The following is a 14,080-nucleotide window of genomic DNA, read 5'->3' on the forward strand; positions in this document are numbered from 1 at the left end:
AACGTCGTCACTTTGTACTCCTGTGGGGACACTGGCTGGGCGGCGGCCCCGGACGAACGACTGTCGTCCGGGGCCGCGGTTCACGCACCCGCGATGGGTGTCAGTGGCAGGCCAGCACAGACAGACCACTGGTGCCGCCGCACAGCAGCAGGCTCAGGTTGCTGGGGCAGCTGTGCCCGCTGTGGCTGCTACCGCCGGAGTTGGTCTGCGGTGCGGCTTCCATGCCCTGCAGGTCGAGAAGAGACATCTGTACTCCTTGGCGAGCTATCGGGGATCTACCGACCCGCGCCGGTTGGCGCGGGCGTCTGGGGGTCCGGCGCGGCGAGCCGTCGGACGGGGGTGAGCAGCGGTGCGTGCACCGGCTCGTCGTGCAGCGCGGTGCCCAGGGCCAGCAGCACACCGGCGGTGCCGGTGGCGAGGTCCGTGGAGAGCCGCAGCAGGCCGGTGCCGGGGAAGGCCATCCCGTCGGCGTACGGCAGGGCGTGCCAGGCGAGACCGCGGACCTGGGTGGCCACGGTCGGGTCGGTGACCGGGTCGGGCGTGCGGCCCGCGAGGTAGAGCAGGATGCCCGCGCGGCCGGTGAACAGGCCCGGGAGGATGTACATGGGCAGCGTGCAGGCCAGCTCGATCTGGGTCAGCGCCGTCGCGAACTGCTCGTCCGGCCTGCGCGCGAGGTAGGCGTCGATGGCGACGCCGATGCCGACGCTGCCGACCGCGAGGTACGGCATGGTCCGCCAGCCCTCGTTGACCTCTAGCGTTCCGTTGGTCCGCACGACCGTCCGGCGCAGGTCGCGGCGCAGTGCCACGGCCGCCTGGTCCAGGAACCGGGTGTCGCCGGTCTCGTCGTGGGCGCGCAGCAGCAGCATCACCTGGCCCGCGCAGCCGCGCAGCAGCCCGGCGTTGGGCTGGGTCCCGCCGCTGATCTGCGGCTCGGGGTCGTCCGGGTTGGCGTCGGGTAGGTCGAGCCGTTCGGCGACGAGTTCGGCCGCGCGCAGGCCCGCGACGCGCAGTGCGGGCTCGCCGGTCCGGTCGGCGAAGTGCAGCAGGTTGAGCCCGATGCCGCTGAGCCCGCCGCCCAGGTCGGAGCCGAGCGACTCCCAGCTCTCCCGCAGGCAGATGTCGACAGCGTCGAGCGCCTCCTGCCGGTAGCCGAGGTGGTCGAGGGTGAACGCGGCGCCGTGCAGGCCGTCGTAGAGCCCGGGCCGGGTTCCGCTGACCGGGTTGAGCGACCGGCGCACCAGCCACTGCTCCAGCTCCGGGTACCGGCCGCCGCCGGTGGCCGAGATGGCGTAGAGCACGCCCGCCGCGCCGTAGGCCAACCCGAGGCCGCCCATCGCGAACTGCTCGATGTCGCCGGGAAAGAGCCGGTCGGTGCGCTCGGGCGTCGCGCTGGCAACGATCGAGCGCACCAGGTCGTCGCGCAGCCGCGGCCAGTCGGCCGGGTCCGGCTCGATCCGCGGGCTCGGTTCGGCCCGGTGCTCGGCCGGGACGATCGTCTCGACCGCGCGCTCCAGGAATCCGGGCGCCACCGGGAAGTGCTCGGCGATGATCTCGGCGAACTGCACCGCTTTCGGCCGGTGCAGCCAGATCAGGCTGGTCATCGGCAGGAACATGGCCAATCGCAGGCAGGCCAGCGCGTAGCGGTCCATGGCGAAGCCGGTCACGCTGCGCGGGGCGGCGAAACCCTGCTGCGCCAGCCCCGGCCGCACGGACTCCTCGATCGGCGCGGCGACCTCGAAGTCGAGCAGCACAATGGTGTCGTCGGGCCGGACCATGACGTTGAGCAGATGCAGATCCCCATACACCACACCATTTTCGTGCACAGCGGTGAGCGTGGCCTCGATCTGCCGGTGGATGTCCTGGGCCCACGCGCTGTAGTCGGCCGCCTCGGCCGGGCCGGAGGTCGGGTCGATCAGCGGGTAACGCAGCACGATCGACTTGCTCAGCACCTCGCCCTCGACGTACTCCATCACCATGAACCGGTGCTCGCCGAGCCAGAACAGGTCGTACACCTCGGGAATGCCCGGGATGCCCGCGAGCCGGGTCAGGATCTCGTGCTCGCGCTCCACCCGTGTGACCGCGTCGTGGCCCCAGGCGTCCAGTCCGGCGTGCGGGCGGCCCTCCTTGAGCACCACCTGCCTGTCGGTGCGGGTGTCCGTGCCGACGTAGATCCCGCCGCCGTTGGAGAAGTGCACCACCCGCTCGATCTTGTAGGGCAGGTCGGCCACGGTGACCGCGTTGCGCGCGGCGAGTTGCGGGGCGAGGAAGTCGGGCAGGGTGACCCAGGCCGGGGTGTGGAACACCGGGTCCCTGCGGTCGGCCACCAGGTTCCCGTCGGGGTCGGCGATCGCGGGCACCAGTTCGCCGTGGTTGTCGACGGTGTAGCGCATGGCGAACGCGCCGTAGCGCACATACAGCGGACCCTTGCCCCAGCGCAGATCCGTGAGGATGTACGGGTTCGGCTCGCCGTCGAGCAGTTCGCCCAGCTCACGCAGGATCATCTCGCACTCGGCGTCGTCGGCCGGGTAGATGGTGACCAGCTTGCCGCTGTAGCCACGCGGGGCGTACTTGGAGACCCGGGCGTTGAGCGCGTCGCGGGAGCGGAGGAACTTGAAGTGGATGCCGCGGGGGACGCAGTAGTCCCACACCGCGTCGAGCACGCGGTCGGCGTTGGCCAGGGTCGCCGAGGCGTGGATCTTCCAGCCCTGGGCGGGCAGGCCGGTGCGGCCGGAGCTGAAGGTGAACCAGTCGTCCTGGTCCTTGCGCCGCCACCCGTCGGGCAGCGGACGGGCCGCGGTGTCGAACGACGTGCCTGCCGTGTGTTCGGAGTGCATCGCGTCGTAGAACGACGGATCCGCCATGCAGAACGCTTCGTACCGGTCGTCCACGCCGCCTCGTCTCCGTCGCCTCGTTGCGCCGATGCACCACGTTAAGCGGCGGCCAGCGCGGCGGTCTTAGCTTCGGCTTAGGGCGGGGTTTGATTCCGTCAACGGCCGCGAAACGGTGCGGTTAGGCCAAAAGATGCACAGAAAGTCCCATTTTTCCTGCTCCCAACGGGTGAACGACATGTCAATTCGTGCTGACTTGCTTACGAAAGGTCATCTTTTGCGACTACCTCTGTGGGGTCGGGAGAACGGTGCCAGGCGGAGGAGGATGGATGACGGGTGGACGGGCCGACGGAGTTCCCGAATCCGTGGACGGACTGCCCCGGGTCGAGCGGCCCGCGTTGCGCGAGTTGTTCGATCTCGCGCTGTCCCAACGGATCTGCGTGGTGATCGGCGCCGCGGGCTGGGGCAAGACCACGGCGGTGGCGTCGTGGGCACGCGACCGGCCCACCGCGTGGATGCGGCCAGAGGACCACGACGCGGAGGCGACCGGCTTCGTCCGCGGCCTCGTCGAGGTGTTGCGCCCACACCTGCGCCCACACGCGGGCGAGCCCGGCGCGGGTGCCGCGGCGATGGTCGCCTGGCTGCGCCACTCGCTGCCGGACGACCTCGTCCTCGTCGTCGACGATCTGCAGACGGTGGTGCCACAAAGCCCGGTGGCGGACGTCGTCGCCGACCTGTGCGCGCGGGCCCCCGACCGGCTGCGCATCGTGCTCGCGTCCCGGCGCGAGCCGCCGTTCTCCCTCGCCCGACTGCGCGGGCGCGGCCTGGTCTCCGAGATCCACGCCCCCGAACTGGCGTTCACCATGGCCGAGATCACCGACCTGCTGCGCGCGACGATCGGCGACGAACCGCCCGCGCTGGCCGCCCGGCTCTGGGAGCGCACCGGCGGGTGGCCCGCGGCCCTGTGCGGCGCCGTCGAGATGCTGCGCGGCGTCGACCCTGATCAGCGGCTCAGTGCGCTGGAGCACCATTTGACCGGTCCAGGCGAGCGGTTCCACGGGTACCTGGCCGAAGAGGTGCTCGGCTCCGAACCCGCCTGGGCGCGGGACCTGCTGCGGCGGCTGGCCGTGTTCGGCACGGTCACGTCGAGGACGGTGGACGCGATCGGGATCGCGGGCGCGTCCGGCCTGCTGACCGAACTGACCCGCCGGGGGCTGGTTCGGCGCGGCCCCGGCGGTCTCGTCCGCTGGTCGATGATCGGCCCGCTGGTCGACTACTTCGACCACGAGGCGGTGCTGCCCGCCGCCGACCGGGCGGCCCTGCACGTCACCGCGGCTCGGGAGTGCGTCGTGCGGGGCGCGCACGCCGAGGGACTCCGGCACCTGCTGGCCGCCGAGTCGCACGCGGCCTGCGTCGCGCTGCTGGTCGAGCGCGGCGAGGCGCTGGTGAACAGTGGCCAGGTCGACGTGGTGCTGGCGGCGTCGGCGCTGCCGGAGACCTACCTCGACGACCCGCGCGTACAGCGGATCATCGGCCAGGCGCGGCAGGTTCGCGGGCAGTGGGCCGCGGCGACGGAGTGCTTCCGGCGGGCGGGCCGCGACCACGACGACCTGGAGCCCGCGCTCGCCTGGCGGGTCGGCCTGCTCGCGTTCACCCAGGGCGAGTTCACCGAGGTGCTTTCCGTGTTCGGCCGGACCAGGTTCGCCAAGGAGGACACCACCGCGGAGACCAGGATGCTGGCCATGGCGGCCAGCGCCCATCGGATGACCGGCGACGTCGACGGCGCCCGGGTCATGATCGCCAGGGCCGAGTCAGCCGCGCGGCTCGGCGGGCAGCCGCGGGCGCTGGCGGCGGTGCACCAGGCGCGGGCGATGCTGGCCTCGGCCGACGCCGACCGCAGGCAGGCACAGGCCGAGTGCCGCGCCGCCCTGCACATCGCCGAGGCCGCCGACGACAAGGTGCAGGCCGCGTGGATCCGCGGCTGCCACGCCGTGCACATGCTCGACATGGGCTCGCCGCGTCAGGCCCTGGCCGAGGCGCGCGCCATGCGCGGGTTGGCCGAGCAGTGCGACAGCTCGTTCCTGCTGGCCCAGGCCGCGACGACGTGCGGCAGGGCCCTGGTGCGCCTGGGTCTGCTGGACGAGGCGCTCGCCGACCTGCAGACGGCTGTCGACCTGTTCCAGCGCCTCGGGTCCCGGTTCCTCGCGTGGCCGCTGTGCGGACTCGGCGACCTCTACCGCGTCCGGGGACAGTTGGTTCGCGCGCACGCGGCCTACGAGGAGGCCCTCGCCCTGACCGAGCCGTGCCACGACGTGCTGGGCCAGAGCTTCGCGCTGGTCGGGCTCGCGCGTATTCGGGCGGCCGACGACCTGGTGGCCGCCCGCGCGCTCGCCGAGCGCGCGGTGGCGCTGGGGGAGGGGCTGCGCGAGGTCGCGGCCTACCTGACCCGGGGGTGGGTCGCGCTGCTCGAAGGCGACCGCGGGCGGGCCGCCGCGGACGCCGCCCTGGCGGGTGCCGCCGCCCGGCGAAGACGCGACGACCCCGGGCTCGCCGAGGTGCTCACGCTCACCGTGCTGTCCTCCTGCGACCCGGTCGCCGACTCCGCGCTGCTCGGCGAGGCGATCGACATCTGGCAGGAGACCGGGTGCAGGCTGGAGGAGGCCGCGGCCAGGGTCGTGGCGGCCCGCGTCGGCACCGCCGCGCCGGACATCGCCGCCCAGCTCGCCGCCGAGACCCTGCTTGGCCTGGGGATCGACGTCGGGTCGCGGCGGGCGGCGGGCCCGCTCGCGGTGCTCAGCCGGTCCGGGCCCGCGGTGACCATCCGCACGCTCGGCGGCTTCCAGGTGACCCGCGACGGCAGCGCGGTGCCGAAGACCACCTGGCAGTCGAAGAAGGCCCGCGAACTGGTGAAGATCCTCGTCGCGCGGCGCAGGCCCGTGCCGCGCGACCAGTTGATGGAGCTGCTCTGGCCGGAGGTCGACCCGGCCCGCTCCGGCAACCGGCTCTCCGTGCTCCTGTCCGGTGTCCGCGACGTGCTGCAGCCGCTCCGGGCCGAGGCCGAGCCGCTGGCCACCGACGGCAACGTGGTCTGGCTCGACCCCACCCAGGTCCGCATCGACGTCGAGGAGTTCCTGGGCTACGCCGAGGACGCGCTCGACGCGCACCGCCGCGACCGCGACGACGCCATCGCGCGGCTGACCGCCGCCGCGGGCGCCTACACCGGCGATTTCCTGGAAGACGATCCCTACCAGGACTGGTCATCGCCGCTGGCCGAAGACGTCCGGGCGACCCACATCGCGCTGCTGCGGGTGCTGATCGCGCGGCTGCGGGCGGCGCACGACGTGGACGGGGTGGTGCGCTACACCCTGCGGCTGCTCGGCCACGACCCCTACGACGAACAGGCCCACCTCGGCCTGGTCGACATGATGTTCGCGGCGGGCCGCCTGGGCGAGGCCCGCCGCTACCATCAGATCTACCAGCGGCGGATGCGCGACATCGGCGTCACCCCGCGACCACTGCCCACCCCCCGCCGCGGCTGACCGACTATCCACACTCGACTGTCCAGAAAGGACTTTGGAGTTGTCGGAGGTCGCGGGTGTCGGCCACGCTAGGGTGATCTCATGGCGACGTGGAGTGATCTCGCGAAGTACGTGCGAGACCAGTACGAGGTGATCTCCGAGCAGCGCGACGAGATCCGCATCATGTTCGGCTTCGAGCACTACGACGAGGAGGACGAGCGCACGCAGGTGGTGATCCTGGCCAGGGAGGTACTCGACGAGCGGCACGAGTGGGTGCAGATCGCCTCGCCCGTGGGGCTGGCGGCGGGCGTCGACCTGCGTGCGCTGTTGTCGGAGGTGGGTCACTCCTCGGTCGCCTGCGGCGCGGCCATCATGGGCGACCATGTCGTGTTGCGGCATTCGCTGCCGCTGTCGTCGCTGGATATCCACGAGTTCGTCGACCCGCTGACGCTGCTCGCGGGCACCGCCGACCAGATCGAGGAGATGTTCTTCGGCGGCGACCAGTACTGAACCCCGGCTGCCCGCTCGAATCCCGAGCGGGCAGCCGGACCGGCTACGCGGTCACCCGCGCGCCGGGTGCGTGATCCGCACCGCCGAGGTGCCCAATCCGGTGGGCAGCAGCGAGAACAGTGTCGGCGCGCTCAGGTTCCTGGTCCGGTGCAGCTCGGCCTCGGTGTAGCGCGCGCACTTGCGGTGCCACTCCAGGATTCCCGACATCCACTCCTTGAGGTCCTCGGCGTGCCGGGTGATGACCCGGCGGACCGGTTCCTCGACCGCCAGCTCGTCGAGCATCGCGGGCAGGTCGTGGGTGGCTATCTGGTCGAACTGACGCATCCTGGCCGTCATCAGCTCGGCGACGATGTCGCGGGCGGTGAGCCGGTCGACGTTCAGGAAGTTCTCCACCACCAGCACGATGTTGTGCAGCTCGCCCTCGAACTCGATCTCCTTCTGGTAGGAGAACAGGTCGTTGGTGAAGCAGGCGTAGTCCTGCGCGGCGGTGTCCAGCTCCCGCAGCACGCGGGTCTGGTAGAGCCGTTCGGGCACGACGTCGGAGTGCGCGAGCCGAGCGAGACCGATCGTCAGGTCCGACCCGAAGGTCTTGCGCCGCATCTCGATGTAGTCGATCGGGTCGGGCACCCGGTTCTGGGTCTGGTTGGCCAGCTCCCACAGCCAGCTCGCCGTCATGTCCTCCACCGCGGTGCGGAACTGGCGCCGGGCGGCGTCCGACATCGGGCCCGCGGTGCGCTGCCACAGGTCGGCCAGCCCCCGCTCGATCGGGTTCGTCGGCGGCGGGACCGGCCCGGCGTCGAGCGGCATGAACGTGCTCAGCCGCTCGTTGCACAGTTTCGCGGCGGCGAGGTCGCGCTTCGCGCCGAACACGATCGGGAAGTAGTCGTCGCCGTAGGTTCCCCAGGCCAGCCAGTCCGAGGACAGGTCGAGCTGTTCGGGGCTCGCGTCGGCGTGGATCATCGCCGCGCAGTGCGCGAAGTCGAAGGCGACGAAGCGGCGCTCGTCCCACACGCCGCTGCCCGGCACCCCGGGCACCGCGTCGAACATGCCCATCCGCTGCGCCCAGCCCACCGCGGTGCGCCGCGCGTCGTCCAGGTGGGGGCTGGTGCGGATCGGGTAGGGCATGTGGAACTCGGGCAGCGGCAGGTGTCCCACCGCCTCGAACGGCATGTGCGCGTGCTGCCGCAACCGCAGCCGCGGCCCCGGGTTCGTCGGGCTGAGCGCGGCCGTGCCCAGGCCGGTCGGGCCGCGGTACCCGGTCGCGGCGCCCTCGTTCATGTACCGGCTCGACCGCGCGTGCCACTCGTGGCCGCCGGACTGCCAGTCCTGCAGGCCCTTGACGTATGCCGCCACGTCGAGCTGCTCGTGCGCGGGCACCGCGTGGTGGACGAGCAGTTCGGGGACCTCGGTCAGCGCCGTGTTCTCGAACTGCTGCAGGCGCGAGGTCAGCAGGTCGTTGACCAGCTCCGCGGCCTCCTGGGTCGAGCAGCCCAGGAACTTCTCGAAGACCAGCACCGCGTTGGAGTTCTCGCCCTCCTCCTCGACCTCGCGCTGATAGGAGAACAGGTCGTTGCGCAGGTGCACCGCGTCGGAGAAGGTGTCGGAGAGGACCCGCATCGGCCTGGCTCCGGCGATCGAGTCCGGGATCTCCGCGCGCGCCGCGAACTCGACCAGGTTCGCCGACCACGGCGCCCCGCCGACCCGGCGCCGCATCTGCACGTACTCGATCGGGTTGGCGATCCGGCCCTTGTCGATGTTGTCCAGTTCCCACATCGACTCGACCATCAGGTTGTGCGTGCTGGTGATGAACCGCTGCCGCCACGCGGGCGACATCGCGGGCACCGTGCGCGCCCACAGGTCCCGCAGCCCGGCCTCGGCCGGGTTCGTGGGCTCGGGCGGTGTCTCGTCGTCGGTGGTCATGAACAGTTCGAGGCGGTCCAGGTAGGCCCGCGCCCCGACGAGGTCGCGGGAGTACTTGAACTGTTCGAGGAAGTCGTCGTCGAAGAAGAAGACCCAGACGTACCAGTCGGTGATCACGTCGAGGATGTCGCCGGAGCTGTCCGGGTGGGTGTAAGCGCACATCAGCGCGTAGTCCATCTTCGCGAGCGCGGCCTCGTCCCACACCACGCCGCCGCCGGGCTTCGGCGCGTCGAGCATGCCCATCCGCTTGGCCCACGCGGCGCTGTGGCCGCGGGTGCGCTCCAGGTTCGGGTTGATCCTCGCCGGATACGGCACGTAGAACTCGGGCAAGGTGAATGCCTGCATGGACCTGCCTACTCTCGGGGTGCTCCGGGATAACGACGTTCGCAGCCCGGCGTGCGCGGCGGCAACGCCCAGTCGAGCGACATCGCGCCCTATCGAGTGAATCGCGCAGGCCGGTTCGGTAGCGGGGAGGGGAGCGAGCGGCGTAGTTCTACATAAGGTTGACGTGATGATGGCATAATGTAGATAATGTCCGCACTGACCGACGCTCATCGGCCGACGATCAGGAGGCGTTCGACATGACGGCCCCCGGCTCGACACCGGTCGTCTCGTTCGACCGGCACCCGGACTCCTATCGGCACTGGAGGCTGCGAGTCGACGGTCCCGTCGCGTGGCTGGAGATGGCTGTCGACGAAGCGGGCGGCCTGGTCCCCGGCTACGAGCTGAAGCTGAACTCCTACGACCTCGGCGTCGACATCGAGCTCTACGACGCGACGCAGCGGCTGCGCTTCGAGCACCCCGGCGTCCGCACGGTCGTGCTGACCAGCGCGAAGGACACCGTCTTCTGCGCGGGCGCGAACATCCGAATGCTGGCCGCGTCGGCGCACGAGTGGAAGGTGAACTTCTGCAAGTTCACCAACGAGACCCGCAACGGCATGGAGGACGCCACCGCGAACTCCGGCCAGACCTACCTCGCCGCGGTCAACGGGCCGTGCGCGGGCGGCGGCTACGAGCTGGCCCTGGCCTGCGACACGATCATCCTGATAGACGACAACTCCTCGACCGTCGCGCTGCCCGAGGTGCCGCTGCTCGGCGTGCTGCCCGGCACCGGCGGCCTGACTCGCCTGGTCGACAAACGCCGGGTGCGCAAGGACCGTGCCGATATCTTCGCCACCCGCCCGGACGGCATCAAGGGCAAGACCGCGGTCGAGTGGCGGCTGGTGGACGAACTGGCCCCGCGCCGCGAGTTCGCCGAGACCGTGCACCGTCGGGCGAAGGAGATCGCCGAGACCAGCGGCAGGCCGCTGGACGCCACGGGCGTGGAGCTGACCCCGTTGCGACGCGCGGTGACCGAGTCGGCCATCACCTACGATCACGTCGCCGCGGTGTTCGACCGGGCGGCGGGCACCGTCGAGATCACGGTGCGCGGGCCGGTGGACGCGGCGCCCGCGAACGCCGCCGAGCTGCACGAGCGGGGCGCCGAGAGCTGGCTGCTCGCCCTCACCCGGCAGCTCGACGACCTCATCCTGTTGTTGCGCACCAACGAGGTCGAGCTGGGTACCTGGCTCATCCGCACCGCGGGCGACGCCGCCGGGGTGCTGGCGCACGAGCGGTCGGTGCTCGCCGCGGCGGGCGAGGACTGGCTGGCCAACGAGATCGCGCACTACTACAAGCGCACCCTCAAGCGGCTCGACGTGACCAGCCGCAGCCTGATCGCGCTGATCGAGCCGGGCAGTTGCTTCGCCGGGGTGCTGCTGGAGCTGGCGTTGGCGTGCGATCGACAGTACATGGTGGACGGTCCGCCGCCCGACGACGAGGACAGCGCCGAGCGGGCCGGGATGTGGCTGTCGGAGGCGAACTTCGGCGTGTTCCCGATGGGCAACGGTCTGTCCCGTGTGGACTCCCGGTTCTACGGCGACGACGAGCACGTCGCCGCGCTGCGCAAGGAGATCGGCCGCGAACTCGCGGCGTCCGAAGTGGACGGACTGGGCCTGGTGACCGGCGCGCCCGACGATCTCGACTGGGCCGACGAGATCCGCATCGTGGTGCAGGGCCGGGCCGCGCTGAGCCCCGACGCGCTCACCGGCATGGAGGCCAACCACCGGTTCGTCGGCCCGGAGACCGTGGAGACCAAGATATTCGGCAGGCTCACCGCCTGGCAGAACTGGATCTTCACCCGGTCGAACGCGGCAGGCGCGGACGGCGCGCTGCGTCGCTACGGGACCGGCCGCAAAGCCGTCTTCGACCGGAAACGGGTGTAGCCGCCATGCCGGAAAAGATCGACTACGATGCCCGGATTCCCAACAACGTCGACCTCGCCGCCGACCGGCGGCTGCAGCGGGCGCTGGAGGGTTGGCAGCCCAAGTTCATGCACTGGTGGGGCGAGATGGGCCCCACGCTGGCGACGAACGGGGTCTACCTGCGCACGGCGGTGGCGGTCGGCCGAGCGGGGTGGGCGCACTTCGACCACGTCAACGTGCCCGACTACCGGTGGGGGATCTTCCTCGCCGAACGCGACCCCGATCGCAGGATCGGCTTCGGCGAGCACGCGGGCGACCCGGCGTGGCAGCAGGTGCCCGGCGAGTACCGGGCGGACCTGCAGCGGCTGATCGTCATCCAGGGCGACACCGAGCCCGCGTCGGTGGAGCAGCAGAAGCTGCTCGGCCTGACCGCGCCGAGCCTCTACGACCTGCGCAACCTGTTCCAGGTCAACGTGGAGGAGGGCAGGCACCTCTGGGCGATGGTGTACCTGCTGCACGCGTACTTCGGCAAGGAGGGCCGCGACGAGGCGGAAGGGTTGCTGCTGCGCAATTCCGGCAGCCCGGACGCGCCGCGCATCCTGGGCGCGTTCAACGAGGAGACCGCGGACTGGTTGGCGTTCTTCATGTTCACCTACTTCACCGACCGGGACGGCAAGTACCAGCTCGGCACGCTCAAGGAGTCGGCGTTCGACCCGCTGTCGCGCACGTGCGAGTTCATGCTCAAGGAGGAGGCGCACCACATGTTCGTCGGCACCACCGGTGTCGACCGCGTGGTGCGGCGCAGCGCCGACCTGACGCGGGAACACGACACCGTCGACATCGGCCCGCACGGCGGCATCCCGCTCGACATCGTCCAGAAGTACATCAACTTCCACTACACCGTCTCGCTCGACCTGTTCGGCGGCGAGACCTCGACCAACGCGGCCAACTACTACACCGCCGGGCTCAAGGGCCGCTGGCAGGAGACCCGCCGCGAGGACGACCACCGGCTCACCGAGGACAGCACCGTCCTGGAGCGGCCCAACGACGACGGCACCTGGGGCAGCGACGAGTCGCAGACCCTGCTGGCGCTGAACCTGGACCTGCGCGACGAGTACATCGCCGACTGCCGCACCGGGGTGAAGCGCTGGAACAAGATCCTCGACGACGCCGGGATCGGCTTCCGGTTCGCCCTGCCGCACCCGGGTTTCAACCGGGCGGTCGGGGTCAACGCGGGCTTCCACATCACCCCCGACGGCACGATCGTGGACGAGGCGACCTGGCTCGCGGGCCGCGGGAAGTGGCTGCCGACCAGCGAGGACCTGGCTTTCGTCCGCTCGCTGATGCGTCCGGTGTACGAACGCGGCAAGATCGCGAGCTGGGTGGCTCCGCCGACCGCGGGGATCAACGGCCGCCCGTTCGACTTCGACTACGTCCATCTCGCCTGAGGCGGTGCGCGATGTCCCTGCCCTCGTCAGTGCCGACAACTTCAGTGCCGACGACTTCAGTGCCGACGGTGTCCCCGCCGTTCAACGCCGCCGACTACCTCGTGGACCGGCAGGTGCGCGCGGGCCGGGGTGACCGGATCGCCGTGGTCACCCCGACCACCGAGCTGACCTACGCCCAGCTCGCGTTCGAGATTCGGCTCGTCGCGGCAGGTCTGCACGCGCTCGGGGTGCGCCCGGAAGAGCGCGTCCTGATGTGCATGACTGACGACGTGGAGCTGTTCACCGCGATCCTGGCCACGATGTACATGGGCGCCATCGCCGTCCCCGTCTCGACCATGCTGACCGCCCCGGAGCTGACCAGGCTGCTGGTCGACGCCCGCGGCCGGGTGCTGCTCGGCTCGTCCGCGTTCGCCGACACCGTGCGGGCCGCGGCCGGTGCCGCGCCCGAGGTCGAGCACGTCGTGCTGACCGACGACTGGGCGCGGCTGCGGTCGGCGGTCGAGCCCGCGCCCGAGTACCCGACCTGGGCGGACTCGCCGGCGCTGTGGCTCTACACCTCGGGCACCACCGGGACGCCGAAGGCGGCGATGCACCGGCACGTCGACATCCAGGTGGTCGCGGAGAGCTACGGCGGGGGAGTGCTCGGCATCGGCCCGGACGACCGGTGCCTGTCGGTCGCGAAGCTCTTCTTCGCCTACGGCATCGGCAATTCGATGTTCTTCCCGCTCTCGGTCGGCGCGACCGCGCTGCTCGAACCGGCCCGCCCGACGCCGCGGTTGATCGCCGACCGGGCGCGGCGCGAAGGCGCGACGCTGCTCTACGGCATGCCCAGTTTCTGGGGGCCGCTGCTGGCCGCGTCGATCCCCGCCGAGTCGCTGGCCTCGGTGCGGTTGGGCGTGTCGGCGGGCGAGGCGCTGCCCGCGCGCATGGTCCACGGCATGCGCGAGCAGTTCGGCGTGGAGGTGCTCGACGGCATCGGTTCCACCGAGATGCTGCACATCTTCGTGTCCAACCGCCCCGGCGCCGTGCGGCCCGCGTCCTCCGGCGTCCCGGTGCCCGGCTACGACGTCGAGATCCGCGACGACCGAGGCGCGGTGATCGACGCGGTCGGCCAGGCAGGCGAGTTGTACGTGCGCGGCGAGAGCGCGGCGGTGGGCTACTGGTGTCGCGCGGCGGTGTCGCGCCGCGTGTTCCTCGGCGAGTGGATGCGGACCGGCGACACCTACGTGCGCAACGACGACGGGACCTACACCTGCCTGGGTCGTTTCGGCGACATGCTCAAGGCGGGCGGCATCTGGGTGACGCCGAGCGAGGTCGAGGAGCGGCTGCTGCAACACCCCAAGGTCGCCGAGGCGGTCGTGGTCGGCGTGCCGGACTCCGACGACCTGGACAAGCCGGTGGCGTGCGTGGTGGCGATGCCGGGCGAGCGCGTCGACGCCGACGAGCTGATCCAGTGGTGCCGCGAGACCCTGGCGGCGTTCAAGCGGCCGCGGGCCGTGGTGCAGCTCGCCGAACTGCCCAAGACCGCGACCGGGAAGATCCGGCGCAACGTGCTGCGCGAGATCGCCAGGGCCGCGGCCGACTCCTGACGGTACTTCGTTGACACGCAAGGA

8 protein-coding genes are annotated in these 14,080 nt (G+C 71.1%); 5 read left to right on the forward strand and 3 right to left on the reverse strand.

The genetic code is table 11. The features are described 5' to 3' along the window. Positions 1–100: 100 nt before the first annotated feature. A complete protein-coding gene (locus tag ACT4N7_RS01315) occupies positions 101–247 on the reverse strand; it encodes a SapB/AmfS family lanthipeptide (protein WP_444826675.1) in 147 nt (48 codons plus the stop codon). 28 nt (positions 248–275) lie between these two features. Continuing rightward, positions 276–2,888, reverse strand: a complete 2,613-nt coding sequence (lanKC, locus tag ACT4N7_RS01320; RefSeq protein WP_444826676.1) for a class III lanthionine synthetase LanKC — start codon at positions 2,886–2,888, stop codon at positions 276–278. 269 nt (positions 2,889–3,157) lie between these two features. On the opposite strand from lanKC, the gene ACT4N7_RS01325 reads away from it, so the two are divergent. Together ACT4N7_RS01325 and ACT4N7_RS01330 are read left to right on the forward strand one after the other, a co-directional pair. After that, on the forward strand, positions 3,158–6,367 hold the full coding sequence (locus ACT4N7_RS01325; protein ID WP_444826677.1) for a BTAD domain-containing putative transcriptional regulator: 3,210 nt from the start codon (positions 3,158–3,160) through the stop codon (positions 6,365–6,367). An 81-nt stretch (positions 6,368–6,448) separates the two neighbouring features. After that, positions 6,449–6,856: a hypothetical protein gene (locus tag ACT4N7_RS01330; protein WP_444826678.1), complete on the forward strand. Its 408-nt coding sequence runs from the start codon at positions 6,449–6,451 to the stop codon at positions 6,854–6,856. A 51-nt stretch (positions 6,857–6,907) separates the two neighbouring features. Here the strand turns inward: ACT4N7_RS01330 and ACT4N7_RS01335 are convergent, their stop codons facing one another. After that, a complete protein-coding gene (locus tag ACT4N7_RS01335; protein ID WP_444826679.1) occupies positions 6,908–9,121 on the reverse strand; it encodes a terpene synthase family protein in 2,214 nt (737 codons plus the stop codon). Between the two features lie 236 nt (positions 9,122–9,357). Between ACT4N7_RS01335 and boxC the strand changes: the two genes are divergently transcribed. The 3 genes from boxC to ACT4N7_RS01350 all read left to right on the forward strand — a co-directional run bounded on the left by boxC (position 9,358) and on the right by ACT4N7_RS01350 (position 14,056). Continuing rightward, a complete protein-coding gene (gene boxC, locus ACT4N7_RS01340; protein WP_444826680.1) occupies positions 9,358–11,040 on the forward strand; it encodes a 2,3-epoxybenzoyl-CoA dihydrolase in 1,683 nt (560 codons plus the stop codon). Between the two features lie 5 nt (positions 11,041–11,045). Further along, positions 11,046–12,467 (forward strand): benzoyl-CoA 2,3-epoxidase subunit BoxB, encoded by a 1,422-nt coding sequence (gene boxB / locus ACT4N7_RS01345; protein ID WP_444826681.1) that lies wholly within the window; start codon positions 11,046–11,048, stop codon positions 12,465–12,467. A 68-nt stretch (positions 12,468–12,535) separates the two neighbouring features. Beyond that, a complete protein-coding gene (locus ACT4N7_RS01350) occupies positions 12,536–14,056 on the forward strand; it encodes a benzoate-CoA ligase family protein (RefSeq protein ID WP_444826682.1) in 1,521 nt (506 codons plus the stop codon). The last annotated feature ends 24 nt before the right edge of the window (positions 14,057–14,080 follow it).

It is taken from the genome of Actinokineospora sp., assembly GCF_052390155.1.
GTDB lineage: Bacteria > Actinomycetota > Actinomycetes > Mycobacteriales > Pseudonocardiaceae > Actinokineospora.

Coding starts and splice junctions, on each gene's coding strand:
- ACT4N7_RS01330 (WP_444826678.1), top strand. CDS start 6,449: ATGGCGACGTGGAGTGATCTCGCGAAGTACGTGCGAGACCAGTACGAG.
- boxB (WP_444826681.1), top strand. CDS start 11,046: ATGCCGGAAAAGATCGACTACGATGCCCGGATTCCCAACAACGTCGAC.
- boxC (WP_444826680.1), top strand. CDS start 9,358: ATGACGGCCCCCGGCTCGACACCGGTCGTCTCGTTCGACCGGCACCCG.
- ACT4N7_RS01335 (WP_444826679.1), bottom strand. CDS start 9,121: ATGCAGGCATTCACCTTGCCCGAGTTCTACGTGCCGTATCCGGCGAGG.
- ACT4N7_RS01325 (WP_444826677.1), top strand. CDS start 3,158: ATGACGGGTGGACGGGCCGACGGAGTTCCCGAATCCGTGGACGGACTG.
- ACT4N7_RS01315 (WP_444826675.1), bottom strand. CDS start 247: ATGTCTCTTCTCGACCTGCAGGGCATGGAAGCCGCACCGCAGACCAAC.